The organism is Kitasatospora sp. NPDC001119 (genome assembly GCF_053598475.1).
The window spans coordinates 200,776-225,539 of record NZ_JBSFKI010000013.1 but is presented as its reverse complement, the minus strand read 5'-3'; the positions used below and the strand labels follow the sequence as shown (position 1 = coordinate 225,539).

At 74.3% G+C, this 24,764-nt stretch carries 23 protein-coding genes; 11 read left to right on the top strand and 12 right to left on the bottom strand.

Annotation, left to right across the window (positions count from 1 at the left end; translation table 11 throughout):
* Positions 1–158: 158 nt before the first annotated feature.
* The 3 genes from ACWDD9_RS18640 to ACWDD9_RS18630 all read left to right on the top strand — a co-directional run bounded on the left by ACWDD9_RS18640 (position 159) and on the right by ACWDD9_RS18630 (position 2,709).
* Entirely contained in the window at positions 159–824 is a 666-nt protein-coding gene (locus ACWDD9_RS18640; protein ID WP_387966595.1) for a DedA family protein, read from the top strand.
* Between the two features lie 86 nt (positions 825–910).
* Complete coding sequence (locus ACWDD9_RS18635) at positions 911–2,074, top strand: sensor histidine kinase (protein ID WP_449812082.1); 1,164 nt, start codon at positions 911–913, stop codon at positions 2,072–2,074.
* On the top strand, positions 2,065–2,709 hold the full coding sequence (locus ACWDD9_RS18630) for a response regulator transcription factor (protein WP_049654400.1): 645 nt from the start codon (positions 2,065–2,067) through the stop codon (positions 2,707–2,709). The genes ACWDD9_RS18635 and ACWDD9_RS18630 overlap by 10 nt, the downstream gene beginning before the upstream one ends.
* A 16-nt stretch (positions 2,710–2,725) precedes the next feature.
* Here the strand turns inward: ACWDD9_RS18630 and ACWDD9_RS18625 are convergent, their stop codons facing one another.
* A complete protein-coding gene (locus tag ACWDD9_RS18625; protein ID WP_053112194.1) occupies positions 2,726–4,552 on the bottom strand; it encodes an ABC transporter ATP-binding protein in 1,827 nt (608 codons plus the stop codon).
* Between the two features lie 234 nt (positions 4,553–4,786).
* Positions 4,787–4,918: a hypothetical protein gene (locus ACWDD9_RS18620; protein ID WP_255357445.1), complete on the bottom strand. Its 132-nt coding sequence runs from the start codon at positions 4,916–4,918 to the stop codon at positions 4,787–4,789.
* Positions 4,919–5,797: 879 nt separating this feature from the next.
* On the opposite strand from ACWDD9_RS18620, the gene ACWDD9_RS18615 reads away from it, so the two are divergent.
* The 5 genes from ACWDD9_RS18615 to ACWDD9_RS18595 all read left to right on the top strand — a co-directional run bounded on the left by ACWDD9_RS18615 (position 5,798) and on the right by ACWDD9_RS18595 (position 11,643).
* Positions 5,798–8,719 (top strand): nitrate- and nitrite sensing domain-containing protein, encoded by a 2,922-nt coding sequence (locus ACWDD9_RS18615; protein WP_449812081.1) that lies wholly within the window; start codon positions 5,798–5,800, stop codon positions 8,717–8,719.
* Positions 8,719–9,183: a roadblock/LC7 domain-containing protein gene (locus ACWDD9_RS18610; RefSeq protein WP_049654463.1), complete on the top strand. Its 465-nt coding sequence runs from the start codon at positions 8,719–8,721 to the stop codon at positions 9,181–9,183. The genes ACWDD9_RS18615 and ACWDD9_RS18610 overlap by 1 nt, the downstream gene beginning before the upstream one ends.
* 5 nt (positions 9,184–9,188) lie before the next feature.
* A complete protein-coding gene (locus ACWDD9_RS18605) occupies positions 9,189–9,776 on the top strand; it encodes a DUF742 domain-containing protein (protein ID WP_449812080.1) in 588 nt (195 codons plus the stop codon).
* Positions 9,777–9,778: 2 nt separating this feature from the next.
* Positions 9,779–10,369: a GTP-binding protein gene (locus ACWDD9_RS18600; RefSeq protein WP_074004152.1), complete on the top strand. Its 591-nt coding sequence runs from the start codon at positions 9,779–9,781 to the stop codon at positions 10,367–10,369.
* Positions 10,370–10,509: 140 nt separating this feature from the next.
* Complete coding sequence (locus tag ACWDD9_RS18595) at positions 10,510–11,643, top strand: FAD-dependent monooxygenase (protein ID WP_387966591.1); 1,134 nt, start codon at positions 10,510–10,512, stop codon at positions 11,641–11,643.
* Positions 11,644–11,670: 27 nt separating this feature from the next.
* Here ACWDD9_RS18595 and ACWDD9_RS18590 read toward each other — a convergent pair whose 3' ends face one another.
* The 5 genes from ACWDD9_RS18590 to ACWDD9_RS18570 all read right to left on the bottom strand — a co-directional run bounded on the left by ACWDD9_RS18590 (position 11,671) and on the right by ACWDD9_RS18570 (position 16,817).
* Positions 11,671–12,321: a DUF4328 domain-containing protein gene (locus ACWDD9_RS18590; RefSeq protein ID WP_449812079.1), complete on the bottom strand. Its 651-nt coding sequence runs from the start codon at positions 12,319–12,321 to the stop codon at positions 11,671–11,673.
* 30 nt (positions 12,322–12,351) lie between these two features.
* Positions 12,352–13,560, bottom strand: a complete 1,209-nt coding sequence (locus tag ACWDD9_RS18585; RefSeq protein ID WP_449812078.1) for a transferase — start codon at positions 13,558–13,560, stop codon at positions 12,352–12,354.
* Between the two features lie 171 nt (positions 13,561–13,731).
* Complete coding sequence (locus ACWDD9_RS18580; protein WP_449812077.1) at positions 13,732–14,550, bottom strand: serine hydrolase; 819 nt, start codon at positions 14,548–14,550, stop codon at positions 13,732–13,734.
* An 84-nt stretch (positions 14,551–14,634) separates the two neighbouring features.
* Positions 14,635–15,291, bottom strand: coding sequence for a DUF1707 SHOCT-like domain-containing protein (locus ACWDD9_RS18575; RefSeq protein WP_449812076.1), 657 nt, complete (start codon positions 15,289–15,291; stop codon positions 14,635–14,637).
* A gap of 122 nt (positions 15,292–15,413) precedes the next feature.
* The gene (locus ACWDD9_RS18570) at positions 15,414–16,817 is read right to left on the bottom strand and encodes a cytochrome P450 (RefSeq protein WP_449812075.1); all 1,404 of its coding nucleotides are present in this window, start codon (positions 16,815–16,817) and stop codon (positions 15,414–15,416) included.
* Between the two features lie 318 nt (positions 16,818–17,135).
* On the opposite strand from ACWDD9_RS18570, the gene ACWDD9_RS18565 reads away from it, so the two are divergent.
* Positions 17,136–18,815, top strand: a complete 1,680-nt coding sequence (locus ACWDD9_RS18565; RefSeq protein ID WP_449812074.1) for a hypothetical protein — start codon at positions 17,136–17,138, stop codon at positions 18,813–18,815.
* Between the two features lie 137 nt (positions 18,816–18,952).
* Here ACWDD9_RS18565 and ACWDD9_RS18560 read toward each other — a convergent pair whose 3' ends face one another.
* Together ACWDD9_RS18560 and ACWDD9_RS18555 are read right to left on the bottom strand one after the other, a co-directional pair.
* Complete coding sequence (locus ACWDD9_RS18560; RefSeq protein WP_449812073.1) at positions 18,953–19,234, bottom strand: hypothetical protein; 282 nt, start codon at positions 19,232–19,234, stop codon at positions 18,953–18,955.
* Positions 19,235–19,471: 237 nt separating this feature from the next.
* Positions 19,472–20,077, bottom strand: coding sequence for a TetR family transcriptional regulator (locus ACWDD9_RS18555; RefSeq protein ID WP_449812072.1), 606 nt, complete (start codon positions 20,075–20,077; stop codon positions 19,472–19,474).
* Between the two features lie 250 nt (positions 20,078–20,327).
* Between ACWDD9_RS18555 and ACWDD9_RS18550 the strand changes: the two genes are divergently transcribed.
* Both ACWDD9_RS18550 and ACWDD9_RS18545 read left to right on the top strand, forming a co-directional pair.
* Positions 20,328–21,488, top strand: coding sequence for an MFS transporter (locus ACWDD9_RS18550; RefSeq protein ID WP_449812099.1), 1,161 nt, complete (start codon positions 20,328–20,330; stop codon positions 21,486–21,488).
* A gap of 89 nt (positions 21,489–21,577) precedes the next feature.
* Entirely contained in the window at positions 21,578–21,967 is a 390-nt protein-coding gene (locus ACWDD9_RS18545) for a nuclear transport factor 2 family protein (RefSeq protein ID WP_049655217.1), read from the top strand.
* 298 nt (positions 21,968–22,265) lie between these two features.
* Here ACWDD9_RS18545 and ACWDD9_RS18540 read toward each other — a convergent pair whose 3' ends face one another.
* From ACWDD9_RS18540 to ACWDD9_RS18530, 3 genes are all read right to left on the bottom strand, one after another.
* A complete protein-coding gene (locus ACWDD9_RS18540; RefSeq protein ID WP_449812071.1) occupies positions 22,266–23,297 on the bottom strand; it encodes an aminoglycoside phosphotransferase family protein in 1,032 nt (343 codons plus the stop codon).
* A gap of 34 nt (positions 23,298–23,331) precedes the next feature.
* The gene (locus ACWDD9_RS18535; protein WP_387966581.1) at positions 23,332–23,781 is read right to left on the bottom strand and encodes a nuclear transport factor 2 family protein; all 450 of its coding nucleotides are present in this window, start codon (positions 23,779–23,781) and stop codon (positions 23,332–23,334) included.
* A gap of 146 nt (positions 23,782–23,927) precedes the next feature.
* Positions 23,928–24,695: an HAD hydrolase family protein gene (locus ACWDD9_RS18530; RefSeq protein ID WP_449812070.1), complete on the bottom strand. Its 768-nt coding sequence runs from the start codon at positions 24,693–24,695 to the stop codon at positions 23,928–23,930.
* Between the last annotated feature and the right edge of the window lie 69 nt (positions 24,696–24,764).

Genomic DNA, 24,764 nt, shown 5'->3' with positions numbered 1-24,764 from the left:
GATTCTCCGCCCCTGCGGAAAACCACAGGGTGCGGCGGTACGGAAAACCACAGGGCGTCCGCCGGAAACCCGCATACCGGCGCTGACCTGCGGTTCCTAGCGTGGAGGGCAGAGCCGGGCGCACCAGGCGCCGGCACCGCGACCACCCTGGAGCCCGCATGCCGCACACCGTCCTCGCCATCGCCCAGCAGCCCGCCGACGGCTTCGCCGGCTGGGCGGCCGACCTGGTCGACACCCTGGGCGGCCCCGGGGCCGGCCTGGCGATCGCGCTGGAGAACCTGTTCCCGCCGCTGCCCAGCGAGGTGATCCTGCCGTTGACGGGCTTCGCCGCCGGGCAGGGCGTGATCAGCCTCGCCTCCGCGCTGACCTGGACGACCCTCGGCTCGGTCGCCGGGGCCGTCGTCCTCTACTGGCTGGGCGCCCTGTTCGGCCGGGAGCGGATGCACGCGATCTGGGCCCGGCTGCCGCTGGTCAAGGCCTCCGACCTGGAGCGCACCGAGGCCTGGTTCGCCCGGCACGGGACGAAGGCGGTGCTGCTGGGCCGGATGGTGCCGATCTTCCGCAGCCTGATCTCCGTTCCGGCCGGGGTCGAGCGGATGCCGCTGCCCGCGTTCGTCATGCTGACCACGATCGGCAGCCTGGTGTGGAACAGCGTGCTGGTGATGGCCGGGTTCCTGCTCGGGGACCGCTGGGACACGGTGGAGACGTACGTCGGCCTCTTCTCCAAGGCGGTCCTGGTGGTGGTCGCGGCGGCCGTGGCCGGGTACGTCGTGATGCGCTGGCGCGGGCGCAACAGCGCCGCCCAGCACCGCCGCGCCCGGTGACCGGCCCGGCCGGACCCACCGGCCCCGATGGCCCCGAACACCCCACCGCCTCCGAAGGCCCGGCCCGCCCCGTAAGCTCGGACCCCGTGCAGGGGGATGCAGCGGACACCACGTCATGGCCGCGCCGGGCCACCGGAGTTCTGCTCGGCTGCCCGAGCGCCGCGCTCTCCGCGCTGTACCTCCTCCTCGCGGCCGTCGTCCTCGGCCCGTTCCTGCTCTGGCCGCGCACCCGCCCGTACGCGGTGCCGGGCCTGCTGTCCGGGGTGCGCCGGCTGGCCGCACTGGAGCGGGCCCGGCGCAGCGCCTTCTTCGGCGACCGCTTCCCCCACCAGTACCGGGCGGACGACCGCCGGGTGCTGCGCTACCTGGCGGTGCGCAGCGGCGGCGGGCTCGTCGCCGGGGTGGTGCTGGGGCTGCTGGGCTTCGGGCTGGCGCTGGCCGTCCTGCTGGTCGGCGGGGTGCTGCGCGGCTCGCTGGGCTGGGAGGAGCTGGCGACCCAGGTGCTGCTCGGCGGGGTGCTGCTCTTCCTGGCCGTGCAGGGCCTGTTCTCGCTGGCCGCGCTGGACGCCCGGACCGCCCGGGAGTGCTTCGGGCCGTCCGAGGCCGAGCTGCTGCGCCGCCGGATCGCCGAACTCGCCGACAGCCGGGCCGCGGTGGTGCAGGCGGTGGACGCCGAGCGGCGGCGGATCGAGCGGGATCTGCACGACGGCGTGCAGCAGCGGGTGGTCGCGCTGGCGATGCTGATCGGCCGGGCTCGGCGCGGCCTGGACCGCCACCAGGACCCGGAGCGGACGGAGGCGCTGCTGCGCCAGGCGCACCGGGAGGCGCAGGGGGTGCTGACCGAGCTGCGCGAGGTGGCCTGGCGGGCGTACCCGTCGGCGCTGGACACCCTGGGCCTGGAGGAGGCGCTGGGCGGGGTGGCCGAGCGGTGCGCCGTCCCGCTGCGGCTCCGCTACGAGGTGGCCGGCCCGCTGCCCGAACCCGTCCGGACCGCGGCCTACTTCGTGGTGTCGGAGTGCGTCACCAACGCGGCCAAGCACTCCGCCGCCTCGGCCGTCTCGGCCCTGGTCGAGCGGACCGCCGGCGTGCTCACCGTACGGGTCGAGGACGACGGCACCGGCGGCGCGGACCCGGCGGGCAGCGGCCTGACCGGCCTGCGCGGGCGGGTCGCCGCGCTGGACGGTACCCTCCACGTCCACAGCCCCGCCGGGGGCCCGACCGTCATCACCGCGGAGCTGCCATGCGCGTGACCCTCGCCGAGGACTCGACCCTGCTGCGGGAGGGCCTGGTCCGGCTGCTCGCCGAGGAGGGGCACGAGGTGCTGGCCGCGGTCGGCGACGCGGCGGCGCTGACGGCGGCGGTGGCGGAACGGCCGCCGGACGTCGTGGTGGTGGACATCCGGATGCCGCCGACCCACACCGACGAGGGGCTGCGGGCGGCGGTGGAGATCCGCGAGCGCTGGCCGGAGGTGGGCGTGCTGGTACTCTCCCAGCACATCGAACGCGGGTACGCGGCCCGGCTGTTGGACGCGGGCGCGGAGCGGGTCGGCTACCTGCTGAAGGACCGGGTGGCGGAGGTCGACGAGTTCCTGGACGCCCTGGTGCGGGTCGCGGCGGGCGGAGCGGTGATCGACCCGGAGGTGGTGCGCCAACTGGTGGTGCGCACCACCCGCACCGACCCGCTGGCCCGGCTCACCCCGCGTGAGCGCAGCGTCCTGGAGGCGCTCGCCCAGGGCTGGACCAACGCCGCCATCGCGCAGCGGCTGCACGTCTCGATGAGCGCGGTGGAGAAGAACCTCAACGCCGTCTTCGACAAGCTGGACCTGCCCCGCACCACCGACTACAACCGCCGCATCCTGGCCGTCCTGCACTACCTCGGCGCGTAGCCGCCGCGCCGTCGGCTCAGGGCTTCCGCGGCTCCCGGCCGCGCAACGCGTCGACCGGGCTGGCGTCCGGGCGGCTGTCCGGACCGGCGGCCGGACCGGCGGTGTCCGGCGGCCGGAGGGTGAGGACGCGGTCGGCGAGGGGCAGCAGCGCCCGGTCGTGGGTGATCAGGACGGTGGTGCGCCCGGTCATCAGGCGGCGCAGCGCGGGGACGAACTGCTCGACGGTGTGCGGGTCCAGCCCGGTGGTGGGTTCGTCCAGGACCAGCACGGGGGTGTCCCGCAGGAAGGCGCGGGCGATGGCGACGCGCTGGCTCTGGCCGCCGGAGAGCTGGAAGCCGTCGGCGCCGATCACCGTGCGGTAGCCGTCCGGCAGCGCGGTGACGAAGTCGTGGGCGCCGGCGTTGCGGGCGGCGCGTTCGATGGCGGCGGGCGGGGCGTCGGGGCGGCCGTAGGCGATGTTGTCGGCGATGGTCGCGCGGAACAGCGGGGCCTGCTGGGGCAGCAGGGTGACGGCCTGGCGCAGCGAGACGAGGGTGAGGTCGCGCAGGTCCTGGCCGTCGAGGCGGACGGTGCCGGCCTGCGGGTCGAGGAAGCGGACGAGGAGCTTGGCGAGGGTGGACTTGCCGCTGCCGCTGGGCCCGACGAGGGCCAGGGTCTCACCGGGGAGCAGGTCGAGGTCCAGGTCGGTGAGGACGGGCGGCCCGGGGGTCCCGGTGGCGCCGGGGTAGCCGGCCCGGACGCCCTGGAGGGTGACCCGGCCCTGGACCGGGCCGGTGTCGCGGGCGGTGGGGCGTTCGCGCACCGGGCTGGTGAGGTCGTGCAGTTCCAGGACGCGTTCGCCCGAGGCGCAGGCCGTGCCGGCCAGCGGGACGAGGGCGGCGAGCTGCTGAGCGGGCTCGAACAGCTGGGCCATGAAGGCGGCGAAGGCGAGCAGGCCGCCCAGGCTGAGCTGCCCGTGGATGACCTCCAGCGCGCCGACGCCCACCACCGTGAGCCCGGCCAGCAGTTGCAGCACGCCGAGGAAGGGCTGGTAGAGGTCGGCGACCCGGGCGGCGGAGAGTTCGGCGTCGAGCAGGGCCTTGCCCTCCCGGTGGACCCGTTCGACCTCGCGGCTCTCCTGGCCGCAGGTCCGGGTGACGGTGGCGTTGCGCAGGGACTCCTCCAGCAGCGCGGTGACGCCGCCCGCGCGGCGCTGGACCTGCCGTTCCCGGCGCCGGATGCGGCGCCCGAACAGGCTGGTGGAGAGGACGAACAGCGGGGCGGCCAGCAGCGCGGCCACGGTGAGCGGCCAGCTCAGGTAGAAGGCGGCTCCGGTGAACAGCAGCAGGCTGACCGCGGCCACGGCGCCCTCGACCAGTCCGGTGGCCACCATCTGCTCGATCTCGGCGATGTCGAAGGTGAGCCGTGCCACCAGGTCGCCGCGCCAGCGGGTCTCCAGGGTGTCGGGCGGCAGGGTGTGCAGGTGGGCGAGGGTGTCGGTGCGCAGCCGCAGCATGTAGCGCTCGGCGGTCCTGGTGCTGGTGTAGGTGCCGCCGTAGGTGAACAGCGCGGCGGCCACGGACGCGCCGAGCATGAGGGCGGCGAGCAGCCAGAAGTCGGCGAAGTGCCGGGGCACCAGGACGTCGTCGATCAGGTCCTTGAACAGCCAGACGGAGACGACCTCGCCGAAGGCGCCGAGGACGAGCAGGACCGCGCTCACCGGGAGCCAGCGCACGTCAGGGCGCACCCACGGCCAGAACCGGCGCATCAGCTCCCGCAGCGGGACGACGGGCGGGTCCGTCACCGGCCCCGGGTCGTCGTCGTCCCGCGCCGCCCGGTCGCCCGGGGGCGTCACTTCGCGCATGGCCACGACCCGTTGCTCTCGGAGACGTCGTTCCGGTGTCCGGAAACGACCTTTCGGGGTCCGGATCCGCCGTTTCCGAGGTGGGGACCCGTCATCCGGGGCCCCGTCGTCCGGGCCCCGTCGTCCGGGACGCGTCACCCTCCGCGTGGCGGCGGTGCCGGCCCCAGGGTGAGGGGCCGGCGGTGGTACCGCCGGCCCCTGTGATGGCGCTAGTCGGGACTGTTGTGCGCAGTCCTAGCCGAAATCACCGTCACCACATGCCGAAACGGCGACGGTGGTTTCCACGACGGTTGCGGCCACGATCACGATCACGCCCACGACCACGGTCACGGTCACGGCCGTAACCACCGCCTCTGTCTCCTCCACGGCCGAAGTAACTCATCACGGCTTCTCTCTCTCGTTGCGTCGGCGCTCCTGGCGCCCGCCGAGACCTGCACCGGCGGCGCGGTCCCGGGGACCTGGAGGCCGTTGCCCGTGGTCGGACAGTTCCGGCGGCCTGTCGGCGACGCCCGGTCCGATCCGTCCCACTCCTCCAGTATCCGCCCACCGAGCGTGTTCGCAGCTCCAGAGCCGTACGGACTTCGCGACTGCCGGCCGCCACCGTGGAGGGTGTCCCGCCCGTCACGTTCGGCGACTCCCGGTACGTCATCGGAACGGCGGTTCCCACGGAGGGCGTCCGCGGCCGTGTGCCGGGTAGGCTGACCGTGGTACGCGAGTCCTCAGAGAACCTGACAAATGGGTCCGATGGCCGCCCTCCACGCCCTCCCCCTCGCCGGACGGGCCGCCACGCGGCCGGAGGGGCGGATCCGGGCCGGGCGATGGCCCGGCGGGCGTGCCGAGCGGGTCCCGGCGGGGCGTCACACAGTTTTCACACCCCGGCCATCCGTCGGCCGCGCGTCTCGTTGACACTGTGTCGGGCGAGTCCGGAAGGGCCTGCTCCGCATACGGACGGTCAACGAATGAATGACATTGTGTCCGCTCCGTGTGCAAGCACAGCCCAGGCAGCGAACGGGTTTTCACTCTAATCACACGGTATGACTAGTATCGCTTCGTCAAAAAACCGTGCCCGGACGGCCCGCCCCTCACCGGCCGGCCGCCAGCCCCAAGGAGTCAGCTCTGCGCGCGCGTGCGAATCGGCGGCCCCCGACGCCGAAGGGCCCCCGCAGGCGTCCACGCCTGTCCCTGCGGACGGCGCTGCTCGTCCTGGCCGTCGTCCCCAGCATCGCCCTGGTCGCCCTCTGGGCCGTGACCAGCGGTGAGACGGTCTTCGACTTCCAGCGGCAGGGCGCTCAGGCCCTGCTCGCCCAGAAGGCCGGACAACCGTCCAACATCGTCTACTACAACCTCCAGGAGGAGCGCCGGCTCAGCGCCGAGGCGCTCGCCCGGCCCGGCTCCAACGCCGACCAGCTGCGCCGCCAGCGGCAGCTGACCGACGACGCCGTGCGGCAGTTCCAGACCCTCTCCGGGGAGACCGCCGACAACGCGCCCGAAGAGGTGCGCACCGCCGTCGCCGAGGCACGCCAGGCGATGGGCAAGCTGGTCGAGCAGCGCGCCAACGTCGACCGCGGCTCCGTCGACCAGCAGACGGTCTACACGTACTACACCGACCTGATCGCGGTGGACCTGCGGCTGTTCACCGCGCTCAGCCGCGTCGACACCGGCGAGGTCACCTGGATCTCCAAGACCCTCGTCAACGCCTTCTGGGCCAAGGAGATGCTGGCCCGGGAGGACGCCATCCTGGCCCGCGGCTGGCCCAGCGGCCGGCTGAGCACCGCCGACTACCAGGCCGTCCAGCAGGCCATCGGCGCCCAGGACCACCTGCTCAACGTCCAGGTGCTGCCGTACATCCCGGACACCGAGGTCCAGGGCTGGCACGACCTGATGAACGGCCCGGCCTGGCAGGCCAAGGCCGCCGTCGAGCAGCAGCTGACCAGGCCCACCGCCGCCGACGCCAACGGCACCGTCAGACTGCCGGCCGCCCAGGACCAGTGGCGCCAGGCCCTCGACCAGCTCAACCCGCCGCTGGTCAAGGCGATCGAGGCCCGTACCAGCGCCATCGTCGAGGTCGGCAAGGGCGCCATCATGGGCCTGCTGACCCGCGTGGTGCTGACCGCCGTCGTCGGCCTGATCACCGTCGTCGCGGTGATCATCGTCTCCTGGCGGCTCAGCCGCTCGCTGCGCCGCCGCATCAAGGACCTGCACACCCAGGCCGAGGAGATGCAGCGCACCCTGCCCGAGGTGGTCGACCGCCTCGGCCGCGGCGAGCAGGTGGACGTCGAGGCCGAGACCCGCACCATCACGGACGGCCCGCACGGCAACGGCACCGACGAGCTGGCCCGGCTCGGCCAGGCCCTCAACCTGGCCCGCTCCGCCGCCCTGGAGTCCGCCGTCGGCCAGGCCGAGCAGCACCGCGGCTTCGAGCGGCTGCTCCAGCGCATCGCCCGCCGCACCCAGCTGCTGATCGGCCGCCAGCTGCGCAAGCTGGACGAGCTGGAGCGCAAGCACGACGACCCGGAGGTCCTGGAGGGCCTCTTCGACCTCGACCATCTCACCGCCCGCCTGCGCCGCTACGAGGAGAACCTCGTCATCATGGCCGGCGGCCAGCCGCAGCGGCGCTGGCGCAAGCCCGTCCCGCTGCTGGACGTGCTGCGCGCCGCGCAGGGCGAGGTGCAGGACTACCGGCGGATCTCGATCGACATCGAGGGCGACCCCTGGCTCTCCGAGCGGGCCGTCGGCCCGGTGGCGCACGTGCTCGCCGAGCTGATGGAGAACGCCACCACCTTCTCCAAGCCGCCCACGCCGGTCGAGGTGCGCGCCGCCGTGGTCGGCCGCGGGCTCGCGATCGAGATCGAGGACCGGGGCCTCGGCATGGACCCGGAGCAGTACGACGCGGCCAACGAGCTGATGAGCCGCCCGCCGCGCACCGACGTGCTGGCCCGGGCCGACGACATCCGCCTCGGCTTCCACGTGGTCTCCCGGCTGGCCGCCCTGCACGGGCTGCGGATCGAGTTCCGCCCGTCCGCCTTCGGCGGCACCCGGGCGGTCGTGCTCGTCCCCGACGAGCTGGTCCTGGAGGGCGACACCGGGCTGCCGGACGGCGCCGGCGGCACGTCCACCGAGCCGATCCCGCTGGTGCGCCGCTCGCGCCGGGCCGTCCGCTCGGCCTCCGACGAGACGCCCGTCCCGGTGCCGGCCGGGCCGCCGGTCTCGCCGGTGGACTCCTTCACGCAGGGCGACCACACCCCGCAGGCGGCCCCGGTGCCGCTGTCCCCGGCGGAGGCCGGGACGTGGCCGGGACCGGACGCGGGACCGGCGGCGGGATGGGGCGCGGCACCGGAGGCCACGCTCCAGGAGGTCCCGCTGCCCGCGGCCCCGTTCCAGCCGGCGGTCGTCCAGCCGCTGCCGTCGGCCCCGGACGCCCCGGACGCCCCGGCCGTCCTCCCGGCGGCTCCGTTCGAGGCGGAGTGGCCCGAGCAGCCGTACCAGGCCGGGCAGCCGTACCAGGCGGAGCAGCCGTACCCGTCCGGGCAGCCCTTCGGATCGGAGCCGTCGTACGACGCTGAACCGTCCACCGGCCCCGTGCCGTCGTACGGAGTGGAGCAGCCCGCCACGGCTGCCCGGCCCGCCCACCAGCCGGAGCAGCCGATCGAGCACACCTCCCCGGCCGACCCGGCGCCCGCCCAGGACGCCCCGGCCTACCCGGACATCGCCTACGCCCGGGTCACCGAGGCCGAGGCCCCGTACGCCGACGAGCAGTACCGCCCGGCCGACCACTACCGGCTGGCCGAGCGGCGCCAGCCCCGCGAGTACCGGACCTCGGTGCCGTTCAGCCCGGCCCAGGCCGGCCAGCCCCCGCTGCCGCAGCGCGTCCGGCAGGCCAGCCTGGCGGCCGAGCTGCGGGTGCCCCCGCCGGCCCAGCCGCAGTGGGTCGAGCGGCCCGCCGCGGACACCCCGCCCGCGGGCCCGTTCCAGCGCACCGAGCGCCCGGTACGGCGCTCGGGTGCGGCGATCGGCGCCTTCCAGCGGCAGTCCCGCGCCGCCCGGGCCCAGGACAGCGGCGAGCACCGCCTGCCCGCCACCCCGCCGGAGCCCTCCCCCGCCCCCGCGCCCGCCCCCTGGGCCCTTCCGGCCGCGGACCCCCGAACCACACGAACGGATGAGCAGTGATGAACCGCACGATCGCCACCCACCAGGACCTGGACTGGCTGCTGGACGGACTCGTCGACTCGGTGCCCGGGACCAGGAACGCCGTCCTGCTCTCCGACGACGGTCTCGTGGTCAGCCACTCCCGCACCATCGAGCGGGCCGACGCCGAGCGCCTGGCCGCCGTCGCCACCGGCCAGCAGAGCCTGGCCCGCGGGGTCGGGGCGCTGTTCGACGGCGGCCCGGTGCACCAGGTGATCGTCGAGCTCGCCGAGTGCTGGCTGTTCGTCATCGCCGCCGCCCAGGGCACCCACCTGGCCGTGGTCGCCTCCCAGGAGGTGGACGCCGAGGTGATGTCCGTCGCGATGCACACCCTGGTGCAGCAGGTCGGCCAGAAGCTCACCACCCCGGTCCGCCACGAGGAGGCCCCCGGCGCCCCCGCCGCCCCGGCCTCCTTCGACGCCTTCGCCGCCCGGAACCGGGGCTGACCAGGGTGGAACCGTACGGGAACGACGCCTGGGGGGACGGCCGCGACGACGGCCGGCAGGCCGACCCGCGACCCGGTCCGGCCTCCGGTTCGCAGCCCGGCCCGCCGTCCGGCTCTCCGTCCGGCCCGGCCTCGGGCCGGCAGTCCGGCTGGGACGACTCCTGGCGGCGCGGCACCGTACCGCACTGGAGCGAGCTGGAGGACGACGCGGAGGAGGAGACGGGCAGCATGGTGCGCCCGTACACGATCACCCGCGGCCGGACCGCGCCCGAGCGCGACGACCTCACCCTCATCACCGTGCTCACGACGGTCGAGGAGGAGGCCGACGCCGCCCTGGCACGGGGCAGCCGCGCCGGTGCCCGCGGCCTCCAGCCCGAGCACCGGCTGATCCTCGAACGCTGCCGGCGCCCGATCGCCGTCGCCGAGGTGTCGGCGGGCCTGGACCTCCCGGTCTCGGTCACCAAGATCCTGCTGGGCGACCTGGTCGCCCAGGGCCTGCTGAAGGCCCGGGCGCCGCTGTCGGTGGCCCGGGCCGCCGGGGGCGTGGACCTCGGCCTGCTCACGGCCGTACGCGAAGGACTCCGGAGACTCTGAACATGGCAACCCCCCACTCCGCCACCGACGCCCCCGCCGCCCCGGCCGCCGTCAAGATCCTGATCGCGGGCGGCTTCGGCGTGGGCAAGACCACCCTGGTCGGCTCGGTCAGCGAGGTCGCCCCGCTGCGCACCGAGGAGTACCTGACCCGGGCCAGCGTCGGCGTCGACGACCTGGCCGGCGTCGACCAGAAGACCACCACCACCGTCGCCCTCGACTTCGGCCGGATCACGGTCAGCCCCGAGCTGGTCGTCTACCTGTTCGGCACGCCCGGCCAGGAGCGCTTCTGGTTCATGTGGAACGACCTGGTCAACGGCGCCCTCGGCGGGATCGTCATCGCCGACACCCGCCGGCTGGAGACCAGCTTCGCCTCCATCGACTTCTTCGAGAGCCGGGGCATCCCGTTCGTGGTCGCGATCAACTGCTTCCACAACACCAACACCCGCACCCCCGACGAGATCCGGGCCGCGCTCGACCTCGACCCGCAGGTGCCGATGCTGCTCGGGGACGTGCGCGAGCGCGCCTTCGGACGGGACCTGCTGCTCGCCCTGGTCGACCACCTGATGGAGCTCGCCGCCACACCCGTCGGCTGAACCGGCCCCGGCCGGACCGACATCCCGGCCGACCCTTCCCCTCGACCGCCGTGCCCGCTCGGCCGGACCGGCTCCGGCCGGGCCCCGCACCGCCCCCGCACCCCCGCACCTCCTGTGAACTTCCTTTCGGAGCCCCCCTCATGAACAGACCCCTGCGCGTCCTCGTCAACGGCGGCGGCATCGGCGGCCTCACCCTCGCGACCGCCCTCGCCACGCGCGGCCACCAGGTCGACGTCGCCGAGCTGCGCGAGCAGTTGGAGGCCCTCGGCGTCGGCATCATCCAGCCGTCCAACGCCCTGCACGTGATGCGCGAGATCGGTGTCCTGGACGACTGCCTCGCCGCCGGCTTCGAGTGGGAGGTGCTGACCATCTGCGACCCGGCCGGCGCCACCCTCGCGAAGATCCCGCAGCCCCGGATGGGCGACGCCCCCTCCAACAACGGCATCCCGCGCCCCGCGCTGGCCCGCGTCCTCGCCGACGCCGCCGTCAAGGCGGGCGCCACCCTCCGCTTCGGCACCACCATCGGCACCCTGCGCGAGGACGCCCACGGCATCGAGGCCGCCCTCACCGACGGGCAGGTCGCCCGCTACGACCTGGTCGTCGGCTTCGACGGCATCGGCTCGCCGCTGCGCCGCCACCTGTACGGCGAGAAGTACGCCCCCGAGTACACCGGCTTCGCCAACTGGCGTGTGACCGTCCCGCGTTCGCCCGAGGTGCGGGGCGTGGTGATGTCCTCCGGCAACCTGAACGCGAAGGCGCTGCTCACCCCGATCAGCGCGGAGCAGATGTACCTGGGCTCGGTCTTCGCCGAAGCCGAGGACTTCCGCCCCGACCCGGAGCGCGCCCACGAGCAGCTGCGCGAGCGGCTGGCCGGCTTCGGCGGCCCGATCGCCGAGGCGCTGGCGCAGATCACCGACCCGGCCGCCGTGGTCTACTCGCGGATCTCCCAGGTCACCGTCGAGGAGCCCTGGCACGTCGGCCGGATCGTCCTGGCCGGCGACGCCGCCCACGCCTCCACCCCGCACCTCGCCCAGGGCGCCGCGATGGCCGTCGAGGACGCGCTCGTGCTCGCCCAGAGCCTGGACGCGGAGGACACCGTCCCGGCCGCCCTCACCGCCTGGGAGGCCCGCCGCCGCCCGCGCGCCATGTGGGTCCAGGCCCTGTCCCGGGCCGTCCTCAAGCAGGAGACGGGCACCGCGACCACGCCGGAGGAGGACGAGCTGCTCAAGGTCGGCATCCCCGGCGCGGCGCACGTCCTCGTGCAGCCGTACTGACGGCCGCGGTTCCGTCCGACGGCGGGTTCAGCGGCGCGCTTCGGCGCGCCGCTGGGTCTGCCAGGTACTGACGCGGTGGATGGTGTGGACGATGATCGCTCCGGCGACCACGTCGAGCACCGCGCTGGTGGTGGACAGGGTCACGAGCCGGCGCAGGTCGTCGACCGTGTCGAGCTCGTTCTTGACCAGGTTCACGTACCCGTTGCCCACGTAGGTTCCGACCAGCAGCGCTCCCCACCACACGGCGAGCCGCGCCCGGGGAGCCGACCGCCCGGGCGCACTGGCCTTCCAGACGTCCGAGACGACCTGGTACGGCACCCAGAGGTTCGCCACCGGGGTGATCCAGCCCGCGAGCGCCCAGGCCCGCGCCCGGCGCTGGCTGCCCGGACCGCCCAGTGCCTCGGCGTTGAGCCGGGCCCGCCACATCCACACGGCGAACACCGCGTAGACCGGGACGAGCAACAGGAGCCACCGCGGCCCCCTGACGGAGTCCCAGAAGTCGGCGGCCGCCGTGAACTCCGCCTCCGTCGCCTTGCCCGCGAGGGCGTCCTGGACGACCAGGTAGACGCGCCAGTCGGCCGCGGCGAGCAGTGCGTCCCACGCCACCATCGCGAGGATCAGCAGCGACGCCGCGGCACCCCATCCGACCACGGCCCTGTGCTGCTTCGACCTGTCCATGCTTCCCCCTCTTCCTGTCGGTTCACCGATTCACCACAGACCGGCCAGCTGCAGCACCCGGTAGCCGAGCCAGCCCGGCAGGGTCAGCGCGACGGCCAACCCCACGCCCGTCAAGTCCGCCTTTCTCGTCGCGAGTTGGGCTCGCCAGGTCATCGTCCGCCGGGGCCGCCACCCGGTGGCCGCCAGGGCCGTCCGGATGGCATGGGCCAGGTGCACCGTGGGCGTCTGCGGCGTGGTGAGGCCCACCCGCTCCATCCACGCCCACGGTCCCTTGCGTTCCACCACCGGGAACACCCGGGGCGTCCAGTGGCCGTCGAAGGCGATCACGGCGCCGATCCAGTCCTCACCCGTGACCGCCTCCTTCGGCAGCAGCGGGGTGGGCAGGCCCTCGTTCAACTGGTCGGCCAGGTCGGACAGTCCGCGCGGAGCCAGCAGGACGAGCTTCCCCGGCGGCTGGGTGGCCCGCGCCTCGCCGATCTCCCAGCGCAGCCCCTCGCCCTTCCCCAGGCGCAGGACGATCAGCTGGGACAGGTCCATCAGCCGCCGCACGGTGCCCTGCCAGTCGTCGAGCGGCAGGTAGAACCGGGCCGCGCCCAGGAGGGGCAGGGGTTCCCCCGGCCGCCCCACCGCGATCACCGGTCCGACGGCACCCAGCGCGGCGGCGAACTGCTCCTCCCGGCTGTGGAGGTTGATCTCCGCCCCGTCGTCCACCCGGGCGGCGGTCGCGTCGTCGTCGAAGCTGCGCAGGTAGAGCACCGGCCTGCGCCCGTCCCGCAACAGGGCCTGGGCCGCCCCGCGGGCGGCGAGCGGGCGGGTGCGGCGCAGGATCAGCAGTCCCGCCGCCCCGGCCGCCACTCCGCCGACCAGCACCCCGAACGACACCGTCAGGCCCATGCCCTCGCCCCGCTCCGAGACGGCGACGGCAGCGGTGCCGCCCCCGAACAGCAGGTACCCGGCGCCGTTGGCGATCCGGACGGCCCGCCGCCACCGTGGCTGTCGCGCGCCGAAGCGGTCGACGAGCCCGACGAGTTCGGCGACCCCGGACCGGCGCCGGTGCCGCAGCCACAGGGCGGGCCCGAGCAGGGCCAGGGCGATCGCCCCGCACCAGAGCGCACCGGCCCTGCTGGCCTCGACATCCACCCCCGTGCCGACGTTGACCAGCAGGTGCAGCGCGACGTAGGCCGCGGCGACGGCGGTCGCCGTGATCCACCGGGCGAGTATGCGTAGACGGGACGACACTTCAGCCCACCCCCGACCGCTTGAGCAGGACGCCTCAATCGGATACCGCAACCGACCGATCATCATGCGCGCACGATCGGTTACGGTTTGGCGCCGAACACCAGAACGGGGGCGGTCCGAAGCCCGACGGTGAGCGCGGCGAACGCACCGGCCACGCGGGGCCGGTGCGGATCAACCCGCCGAGCGGAGCGGCGCAGGGCCGGCCGAGGGCACCGGACGGGCCGCCGGCGCCGGGCGGCTGATCTGGTCCCGGCGGTCCCACACCGCCTTGGAGACGCGGGCGAGCAGGCGGGCCGCCGGGTCGGTGCGGTCCGTGCCGTCGGCGAGCGGGCCGGTGTAGCAGACGGCGATCAGGTAGGGCGGGCAGTCGGCCGGCTGGACGAGGCCGACGCCGAGCCGGGCGCCGGGGACCCAGCCGTTCTTGAAGGCGATCCGGGTATTGGAGGGGAGGCCGGCGGCCAGGTCCACCCGGAACTCGTTGCACTCGAGGAGGGCGAGGAGTTCGGGCTCCCCGGCGAGCGAGCGCAGCAGCCGGACCAGGTCGCGGGCCGTCACCCGGTTGTGCACGCCCTGGGCGCGCGCCGCGTAGTCCTCGATCCCGCGCGGGGTGGAGCTGTGGGTGGCGCCGGCGCGGCGCCACACCTCGGTGACGGCCTGCTGGGTGGTGCGGGCCAGGCAGATGTTGGTGGCCAGGTTGGAGGAGTGGGTGATCATCCGCTCTGCGAGCAACCGGAGCGGCACGTGGGTGCCGACCAGTTCCCAGGGCAGCGGATCGCTGTCCCAGTCCGGGTCGTTGCCGAACTCGCCGCCCACGACGGACTCGAAGCGGTTCACCACCGGCACCTCGGCGTCGAGGTTCGCCCCGCCGCGGCAGAGCGCGGCGAGCACCGCGACCTTCATCGTGCTGGCGGCGTCGTGAAGTTCGTCCGGATTGTGGACGAACACCGGCTCCGCTTTTCCCGCCCAAGGGGCGACCACCACAGAGAGCATGGAGGAAGGGTAGGGGAGGTCGGGGCCGGAGCTCGACGGTTGCGGCGTACGACACGAAACCGCCTCCGCCGCCATGACGGACCGTCAGTCGCCGGGCGGCAGGGCCAGGGGCTTCCTGAGCAGCCACTGTCCGGCCGTCCTCCGGGGCCGGCGCACGACCACGCGGCCGTGGCGCTTCCTGCCGACCAGTTCGATCCGCAGCGTGACCGGCGCACCGCGGTCCGGCGCCCGGCGGTTCCTGATCCGGCTGAACTCCAGGGCCAGGCCGTCGGCGTCGACCACGATGCCCGGCCCGGTGATCAGGGTCAGGGTCTTGCCCTCCATGTCCAGGTCGATCTGCAGGGTGTCCTGCGTGATCACCGCCTCGGTGAAGTCGAGCGTCACGTCGCACCACTCCACGAAGAGCTCCAGGCGGCGCGGCACCACCCAGCGCCCCTCCCGCCTGACCCGGCTCCACCGCTGGTCGATCGTCAGGACGTCCTTGACCTCCGCCACCACCCCGCCGGGGGCGAGCGAGACGGGCGGCAGGTCGGTGGTGAGTCCGGCCAGGTCGCCGATCGTCCGCGCGGACAGGGCGGCCTCCAGGCGCTCGTCCAGCTCCTCCGGGGTCAGCCGGCCGTCGCCCGCCGCGATGCGCAGCAGCTCGGCCACCCGGTCCCGGTCGGCGTGGGAGGCCCGCATCGCGGACTCCTGGCCGCGGGCGGCCTGCTTCCCTGCGGCGGGCACGATCTCTCCCGGCATACTTCCCGTCCTGAACTCGGCGATGGTGTTCGCGCGTTGGGGTCAGCGGCGCGGACAGGAACTCACGATATATCGCGATAGGGTTTCCCGCCAGACCGGTTCCGCGGGGCCGTTCAGCCCGTTCAGCGGGCGGGCTCGCCCGCCGCGGCCCGCGGCTCGACCAGCATGCGGATGTCGTCGGCGGCCCAGAGCACGAACCGCTCGACCGGGACCACCCGGTGGCCCGGCTCCGGCCGGAAGCGCAGCCGCTTGAGCAGCACGGCCAGCAGCACCTGGGCCTCCACCACGGCCAGGCCCTCCCCCTCGCAGGCGCGCGGCCCCAGGCCGAACGGGATCCAGGCCAGCCGGGGCCGCCCCGCCGACTCCTCGGGGGTGAACCGCTCGGGCCGGAACCGCTCCGGCTCGGGCCAGTACGCGGGGTTCAGGTGGACGGCCCGGATCGGGAGGAAGACCACCGCCCCGGCGGGGACGACGTACCCGCCGACGGCCAGCGGCCCGGTGGCCAGCCGGGCGCCGTACGGGCCGGGCGGGTACCGGCGCAGGGACTCGCGCAGGACCATCCCCAGGTACGGCAGCCGGCGCAGGTCGGCGTGGTCGGGCACCGGGCGGTCGCCGAGGACGCGGTCGAGCTCCTCGGTGACGCGCGCGGCCGCCGCCGGGTGGGCGGCGAGCAGGTGCAGGGTCCAGGAGACGGCGACGCCCGTGGTGTGGTGGGCGGCCAGCATCACCGCGAGGACGGTGTCGCGGATCCGCGCGGGGCTCTCCCCGGCCTCGACGAGGGCGCCGATCAGGTCGCTGCGGTCCCCACCGCTGCCGCCCCCACCGCTGCCGCCCCCGCCGCTCCGGCCGCCGGGGTGGCCCCGGTGGTGCGCGGCGATCACCCGGTCGACCGTCGCCCGCAGTCGGGCGAGCGCCCGGGCGGCCCGTTCGGCGCGCTGCTCCGGGGGCTGCTCGGACGGCACCCGGTAGAGGCGCTCCAACTGGTCGGTGAGCACCGCCTCGAAGGCCTCGACCACACCCTCCGGGTCCTCGATCCCCCCGTCCGGGTCCTCCGTCCCGCCGTCCAGGGCGTAGCCGCAGATCATCCGGAGGGAGAGCCCGGTGAGTTCCCGCTGGAGCTCGACGGCCTGACCGGCGGGCAGGGCGGCCCAGCGGTCGGCGAGCCCGGTCGCCAGGGCGGTGAAGCGGGCGAAGTGCCGTTCGTGCGAGGGCCGTCCGGCGAGGACGGTGAGCAGCAGCCGGCGCCACGGGCCGTGCTCCCCGGCCGGGAGCACCTGGAGGTTGCCCGCCTCGAACAGCGGGTCCAGGAACGAGAACAGCCCCGGCGGGCGCTCGTCGAGGTGGGCCACGGCCTCCAGCAGCACCGGGTCGGCGATCGACACCGCGGTCTCGGCCCCCGGCAGTTGGAACCGCACGACGGGCCCGTACTCGGCGTGCAGCCACAGCTGGTAGTCGTGCAACCCGCCCGCCCGCGCGATGGCGCCCACCCCGCCGTCCGCTCTCGGCTCGGGACCGGGGATCTGCATCGGACCTCCTGGGGTGTCTTCCGGGGATCGTTCCGCGGTGCCTTTGTACGAACCGGGGCCTTCCCGTGTTTTCCGACTCCGTACCCCGGACCGCGCAAATGCGGCGTCAATTCCTAAATCATCCATGGGCCGTAAATCGCCCACGGGTCGAACGCCCCGTCGAGCGACCGTCGAACGCCCCGGAAAAACCCGGTCCCATGACCTGCGCACGACCTGTACGCTGAACACACATTCGAACTGTGTCGAATCCGTTCGGCATTTGATGAAACTGTGGGGGAATCGGTGCGCAATCGCCGACTTGTGGTTCTCGCTGCCCTCGTGGCGGCCGGTGTCGGTCTCACCTCGTCCGGAATCGCCCAGGCGGCCACTCCCGCCGCGGCACCCTCCTCGCCCGCCTCCGGCGTCGCCGGCCTCGACGCGACGAAGAAGCTCCCGGGCAAGACCTTCAACAGCTCCGCCGACCGCACGGTCGTCTCGTCGAAGGCCGGCGAGCGGGCGGCGGCCCCGGCGCAGGGTGCGCCCGCGCAGGACGCGCCCGCCGCGCAGAGCGCCGCCAACCTCGGTGTCGACCTGCAGGCCACGGCCTTCAGCGCTCACGGCTTCAGCCTCAAGACCACGCTCTCGTCCAGCGAGACCACCACGGGCAACCTCACCATCTCCTGGGGCGACGGGACCACGAGCTCCTACCCCGTCGCCCTCACCGCCGGCGTCGCCAACCCGCACGTCGACATCCACCAGTACAAGACCGTCGGCGCCTTCGACATCACGGTCACGCTCACGAGCGGGACGGTGGTCGCCAAGAACCAGGTCCAGGTCGTCACCGCCGGCGCCGAGTTCACGCCGCACACCCCCACCCGCCTGCTGGACACCAGGGAGGGCATCGGCGCCGCCAAGGCCAAGGTCCCCGCCCGCGGCACCGTGGCCCTGAAGATCGACGGCGCCGCCCAGATCCCGAACGGGGTCGCCGCGGTGGTCCTCAACGTCACCGTCACCAACACCTCGGGCTCCGGCCACATCTCGGTGGCGCCCAGCCAGGACCTGGCCCAGAACGCCACGACGTCGAGCCTCAACTTCGTCCCCGGTCAGACCGTTCCGAACCTGGTGGTCGCCTCGGTCGGTCCGGACGGCTACGTGTACCTGTTCAACTCGGACTGGGCCCCGGTCGACCTGCTCGCCGACGTCACCGGCTACTTCACGCCCACCACCGCCAGCGGCTACAAGTCGGTGCCGCAGACCCGCATCGTCGACACCCGTGAGGGCATCGGCACCGCCCAGGGCAAGGTCCCCGCGACGTCGGGCTTCGACGTCGCCGTCGCCGGCCGCAACGGGGTGCCGTCGGGCGTCACCGCCGTGGCGCTCAACCTGACGGTCACCAACCCGCAGGCGGACGGCCACCTGATCGCCTACCCGACCGGGCAGGCCGTCCCGACCACCTCGAACGTGAACTTCACCGCCGGCCAGACGGTGGCCAACGCGGTGATCGTGCCGGTCGGCCAGGACGGCAAGATCACCGTCCGCAACGGCAGCTGGCTCCCGACGGACGCGGTGGTCGACGTGGTCGGCTACTACAGCCCCGCCAGCCGGTCCGCCCTGGTCCCGCTCGTGTCGCCGGAGCGCGTCCTCGACACCCGCGAGACCACCCCCGACCGGACGGGCGCCCCGATGCCGGGCCGCAGCTTCTTCGCGCTGGGGATGGAGGGCGACACCACCTCCCCGCAGGTCGAGGGCTGGGTGCTGAACACCACCGTCACCAACACCGCCGGGGCCGGCTTCCTCTCGGTCGACACCGACCCGAACTACTGGTCCGCCTACCGGAACGGCACCGCGGTCGTCCCGCAGCGCCCGGTCTCCTCGACGCTGAACTGGACGGCCGGCGCGACCGTCCCGAACCTCGCGCAGACCCCGGGCGGCAAGGGCGGCATCATCGACTTCTGGAACCAGAGCTGGTCGGACGCCGACCTGCTGGTCGACCTGCTCGGCTTCTACCAGTCGAACTGACCCACCGGACGACGTGAGGGCCGGGGCGGTGTTCCGTACGGAGCACCGCCCCGGCCCCTTTCCGTCGCGCGGCCGGCGGGCCGGCCCCAGTTGACGACGTACCTCAGTTGACGGAGTGCCTCAGTTGACGGAGTGCCTCAGTTGACGAAGTAGCTGAACCCGACCGTCGCCGCGGTCATCCCGGCTGCCACCTCCCGCGTCACCGTCCCCTGACAGTTCGGCGCGGAATACACGTCGACCGTCACGTTCGTGAGGTTCTCGACGACCACCGGCGACACGGTCGGGTAGCACCCCCGCGCCGGATTCTGGTGCGTCACACCGTTCACCACCAGAACCCCCGTAGCCGCCTGTGCGGGCACGGCGACTGCGAGCACTCCGGCGGCGGCCAGCATCCCGACCGCGGCAATCCGACGACGCATGACTGTTCTCCCTTCCGAGGGCGCACATCGGTTACGGCACCCTTCCGGGCCATGAATTCCCCCACCGCCCTGTCCATGTCAGAAATCCCGCCGCAAATCCCCCGAACCGAGGACAATGCCCGGCGCGGCATTCGCCCGCGGTCCGCCGGGAGTGGAAAGTCGGACCCGCCGACTTTCCGCGTCCTTCGGCGTCTTCCACGCCCTTCCGTGAAGGACGGGCCGACCGCATGGCGGGGGTTACGACTGCTCGGGGAGCCCGCCTCCGGCGGTCGGCAGCGCCCGGACGGCGGCGGCGATCTCGGTGCGCAGTCCGTCGAGGGTGTGGTCGGGGCCGAGGATCATGCGGCGGAGCTGGGGCATGGCGAGGCTCCAGCCGACCATGCCGAGCGTGAGGAACAGTCGCGCGCGGGCGTCGTCGCCGTCACCGCCGCTGTCGCCGTCGTCGCCGCTGCCCGCCGGCCGCGCCGCCCGGATCTTGTCCTGGTAGTGGCGGGTCCGGTCCGCTTCCCCCGGAACGGGCTGGTCGCCGAGTTCGAGGGCCTCCCAGAGCAGCAGCCGCAGGGCCTCCGGGTGGGCGCGGTGGTAGTCGAAGAGCCGCTCGGCGTACGCCGCCAGGTCCTCGTCGCCGGGCGGGACGGCCTGGGCGAGGTCGGCCATGAGGCGCTCCAGGACGGCGGCGAAGAGCCTGTTCTTGTCGCCGAAGTAGTCGTAGATCGCCCGCTTGTTGGCCTGGGCCTGGGCGGCGATGCGGTCCACGCGGGCGCCGGCCACGCCGTACGCGGCGAATTCGGTGGCCGCCGCCGTGAGGATCCGCTCTTTGGTTGCCGTCGAGTCGTACGCCATGGGCCGATGGTAACGAACCGGTTCGTTTGACGATCCCGCGGCGGTCTGGCACGCTCACGGCGAGCATTCGAACCATCTAGTTCGTTCGGTTGGAGTCACGATGCCCCGGATCGATCCGGCTGTCCTGCCCGAGCCCGAGCCACGCACGGCCCCCGCGCCACCCGGGCCACCCGGGCCCACGCCGCCCGCGACGCTGCCACCGGAACCCGTATCCCGGCCCGCCGCCGAGGGCCGGCGGCTGCCCCTGGTGATGGCGCTGGCCTGCGGCGTCAGCGTGGCCAACGTCTACTTCCCGCAGGCCCTCACCCCGCTCGTCGCCGACGGCCTCGGCATCGCACCGGGCACCGCGGCGAACCTCGCCACGGTCACCCAACTCGGCTACGCCGCAGGGATCTTCCTGCTCGTCCCGCTCGGCGACCGGCTCCCCCGCCGCCCGCTGATCACCGTGCTCCTGGTCGTGACGGCCTGCGCGCTGCTGGCCGCCGGGCTCGCCCCGGCCGCCGGCCCGCTGGTCGCGGCCGGCGCGGTCGTCGGCCTCGCCACGGTGGTCCCCCAGCTGCTCATCCCGCTGGCCGCCGGCCTGGTCGCACCCGACCGGCGCGGCGCCGTGATCGGCACCCTCCAGGGCGGCCTGATCGGCGGCATCCTGCTGACCCGCACCTTCGGCGGCGTCCTCGGCGAACAACTCGGCTGGCGCGCCCCCTACCTGGCCGCCGCCGCCCTCACCGCGCTGCTCGCCCTCGCCCTCGGCCTGGCCCTGCCCGCCACCCCGCCCGCCGTCCGCGACCGGTACCCGGCCCTGCTCGCCGACACCGTCCGGCTGCTGCGCACCGAACCCACCCTGCGCCGCTCCGCACTCGGCCAGGCCGCGCTCTTCGGCGGCTTCAGCGCCACCTGGACCGCGCTCGCCCTGCTGCTGACCGGCCCGTCCTACCGGCTCGGCGCCCAGGCCCTCGGCCTGCTGGCCCTGATCGGGGCGGCGAGCATGTTCTGCGCCCCGGCCGCCGGCCGCCGGGTCGACCGGCACGGCCCGGACCGGGTCAACGCCTGGTGCACCGGCGCCACCCTCGCCGCGGCCGCGGTGCTCGCCGCGGGCGGCACCGGCGGCGCGACGGGCCTCGTCGCGCTGGCCGCCGGCCTCCTCCTGCTGGACCTGGCCGTGCAGTGCGGCCAGGTCGCCAACCAGGCCCGGATCTTCGCACTGCGCCCGGAGGCCCGCAGCCGGCTCAACACCGCCTACATGACCTGCTCGTTCCTCGGCGGCAGCGCCGGCTCCTGGCTCGGCATCCGCCTCCACGCCCAGCTCGGCTGGCCGGGGGTGTGCGGCCTCGTCGCGCTCACCGCGGCCGCCGCCCTGGCCGCCCTGCGGACCGGGGTCAGGGCCGGGGTCAGGGCCGGGGCCGGTCGCTGAGCCGCTTCCAACCGCTTCCACCAGACCACCGCATCACCGCATCACCGCATCACCGCATCACCGCATCACCGCATCCCGAAGGAGTTCCCATGACGTTCCCGGCCATGCCGCCCGCCGTCCTCCAGTTCTTCCGCGCCTCCCAGGAGGGCGACGCCGACGCCTGGGCGGGGTCCTTCGCCGAGGACGGCGTCTTCCACGACCCGGTCGGCGCGCCGCCGATCACCGGCCGCCCCGCGATCCACGCCTTCATCTCCTCCGTCCTGCCCGGCTTCCGCCCCTTCCTCGGGCTGACGCCGCTGGAGGCGCACACCGTCGGCAGCCACGTCGCCGTCTCCTGGCGGGGCGCGGCCGTGGCCCTGGACGGCAAACCGGTCAACTGGTCCGGCATCAACGTCTACGAGCTGGACGACACCGGCCTCATCCGCGAGGCCCGGGCGTACTTCAACAGCGCCGTCTTCCAGGCCCAGCTCACCGGCTGACCGGCCGGGACGGACCTGATCGTGGCCGGCCCGCGATCAGGTCCGCCCCGGGAGGCCGTCCAGCCGGCGACGCGCCACCGGGCCCAGCGGCGGCTCGTCCGGGTCGTCCAGCGCGCCCTCCACGACCCACGCGGCGAACCGCCGCAGCACCCGCGGGCGGGCATCCCGGCGCCCGGCCGGTGAGGAACGGCGGGACGAGGCCCTCGGGTTCGGTCCATCCGCCCACGAGAACCAGGCCCGCCTCGGCGAGAGCGGTCCGGGGGTCTGCCGTCCACGGGTTCATCCGCCCCACCCGGCCTCAGTCGCCGAGCAGGCGCAGGGCCTGGCGCAGGTTGTGCTCGGCGATGGCGGCCATCGCCTCGCGGGCCGGGAAGGGCCCGTCGAGCAGGCGCAGCGGTCCCGCCGTCAGCGAGAGGCGCTGGGCCAGTGCGTAGAGGGCGAGCCGGTCCTCGTCGAGGCCGTCCGCCGCCAGCGGCCGGTAGTCGGCCCGGGGCAGGCGGATCCGCAGGAAGACGTGCTCCCACTCGACGTCGAAGTACATCGTGCCCTCGATGTCGATCAGCACCGGGCGGCCGTCCGCGTCCACCAGTACGTGGTCGGGCCCGAGTTCGCCGTGCACCACCGGGTACTCGGCGCGCGGGCGCACCGCTGCCGCCAGGGCCCGCAGCCGGTCCGCGCACCGGTCCCGGGCTTCCGCGATCCGGGGGTCGCGCGCGGCCGCCTCGGCGAGGTCGCGCAGCGCGCGGTCCAGCACGACGCCCTCGCAGGACGGCCCGTGCGACGCTCCTCCCCCGTCGACCACCGCCACCTTCCCGTAGCGGGGCGCCCGGTGGCCGCGCATGGCGCCCAGTGCCTCGCCGAGCCGGGCCAGGACCGGGGCGGCGGCGTGCGGGTCGCGGGCGAGCAGCTTCTCCAGGCTCTCGCCGGGGACGTCCTCGACGATCGCGAGGTCGGCCGTGCGGTCGGCCGGGTCGTCGGCCGCGGGAGCGGCCGTGCCCGGGGCACTCCCGCCGTCCCGGTGCGTGGCGCGCTCGACGAACCGGAGCGCCGGGACCCGGACGCCGAGCGCGTCCAGCCGCGCGTGCGCGGCCTCGAACAGGTCGAGTCCGAGGCCGGGCGAGAACGGGTCGGCGAGGTCGTCGTCGCCCTCGGCCGCCGGCCAGTAGTTCTCGGTCCGGTCCCAGCGGTAGGCGATCGCCGTCGTCCCGTCGTCCATCCGCAGGCGGTAGACGCCCTTCTTGCTGCCGCCCGCCAGCCGCTCGACCGCTTCCAGCCGCCGCCCGCCGCCCAGCGCGGCCCGCGCCGCACCCGCCAACCGTTCCCGCACCACTGCCCCGCCCCTCGTCGTCCCGGTCGGCGGCACCCTACCGCCGCAGGTGGCGGCTCACGTCGCCGACCAGGGTGATCCGCACCCGCCGCTCGGCGAACCGCCACCGCCCGTCCTCCCCGCGCGCGAAGCGGTCGTGGTACCGGCCCCCGGCAATGGCCTGCAGCGGAAGCCCGGGCAGTGCCTGCAGCACGGTGACGTAGGAGCGGGCGACCGCCGTCCCCGCCGGCTCGTCGACCTCGACCGCCACATTGGTGGTGACGTGCTGGGTCCGCGGTGTCCCGTCGGCGTGGATGATCACCGTCTCCCGGAACATCGCCTCGATCGCCGCGCCGCCGCGCACCGGCTCGCCGCTGCCGACGAAGACGGCGTCGGCGAGCAGGGCGCCGAGGCCCGCGAAGTCGCCGTCGTCCACGAGTTCGGCGTAGCGCGCGATCAGGTTCTCGATCGCCCGGTGGCTCGGCACCGGATCGACGGGCGCGGTCATGGTCTCCCCCGGGGCCGGACGGCGGTCATCTCCCCTGATGTTCCCACGCCTTGATCGGGCGTCGGGTCCTGATGGGGCTCGGCGGCGGCGACCACGGGAAGCACCCGGCGGCTCGCCGTGCCCGCGTGGCAAGCGGCGTCCGGCGGCTACCGGACGGGTGCCTCGGCCAGGCGGGAGATCTCGGCGGCGACGGCCTCCGGTTCGGCGGCGACGGTGACGCGGGCGACGCCGTCCAGGCCCGGGTGGCCGCCGACCCGGACGGAGTGCCGCGCGTTGCGCAGCAGGTCGAGGTCGTTGATGTCGTTGCCGAAGGCGTTGTAGGCGTCGATCCCCAACGAGGTCAGCGCCTCCCACTTGTTGGTGGTGCCCGGGGCGAAGTCGATGATCGCCTCGTCGAGGTGGTGGTTGACGGTCATCCCGAGCGCGCGGCCGGCCTCGGCGAGGGCCGCCAGGTCGGTCGCGTCGACGACCAGGAACTTGACGACGGCGGGGAGTTCGGCGAGCTCGACCCGGCGGGCGAGGCCGCCCTGGTCGACCCGGCCGCGGATCGGGTGGTCGGCCGGTCCGGTGTAGGCGTAGTCCCACGGGCCGTCGGCGAGGTAGCCGGCTCGGAAGCGCTCGACCTCGGTCAGCAGCCGCCCGAGCTCACCGGCCTCGAACGCGGCCCGCGCCCGCACCTGTCCGTCGACGGAGACCAGGCTGCCGTTCCCGCCGATCAGCGCGGCGGTGGGGAAGGCCCCGTCAAGGACGGGCAGGAGGTCGCGGACCGGCCGGGCGGAGGCGAAGACCAGCTGGTGGCCCGCCCGCTCGCAGGCGTCGAGGGCGGCGAGGATCCGGCTGTCGATCGTCCGCCCGTCGAAGCAGAGCGTGCCGTCGATGTCGAAGACCGTGGTGCGGGCGCTGGAGGAGATCATAAGACGATGCTATCCAGCCGGTGCCGTACACGATCCACCACCGGTCCCGCCCGGAAACGCCCCCACGAG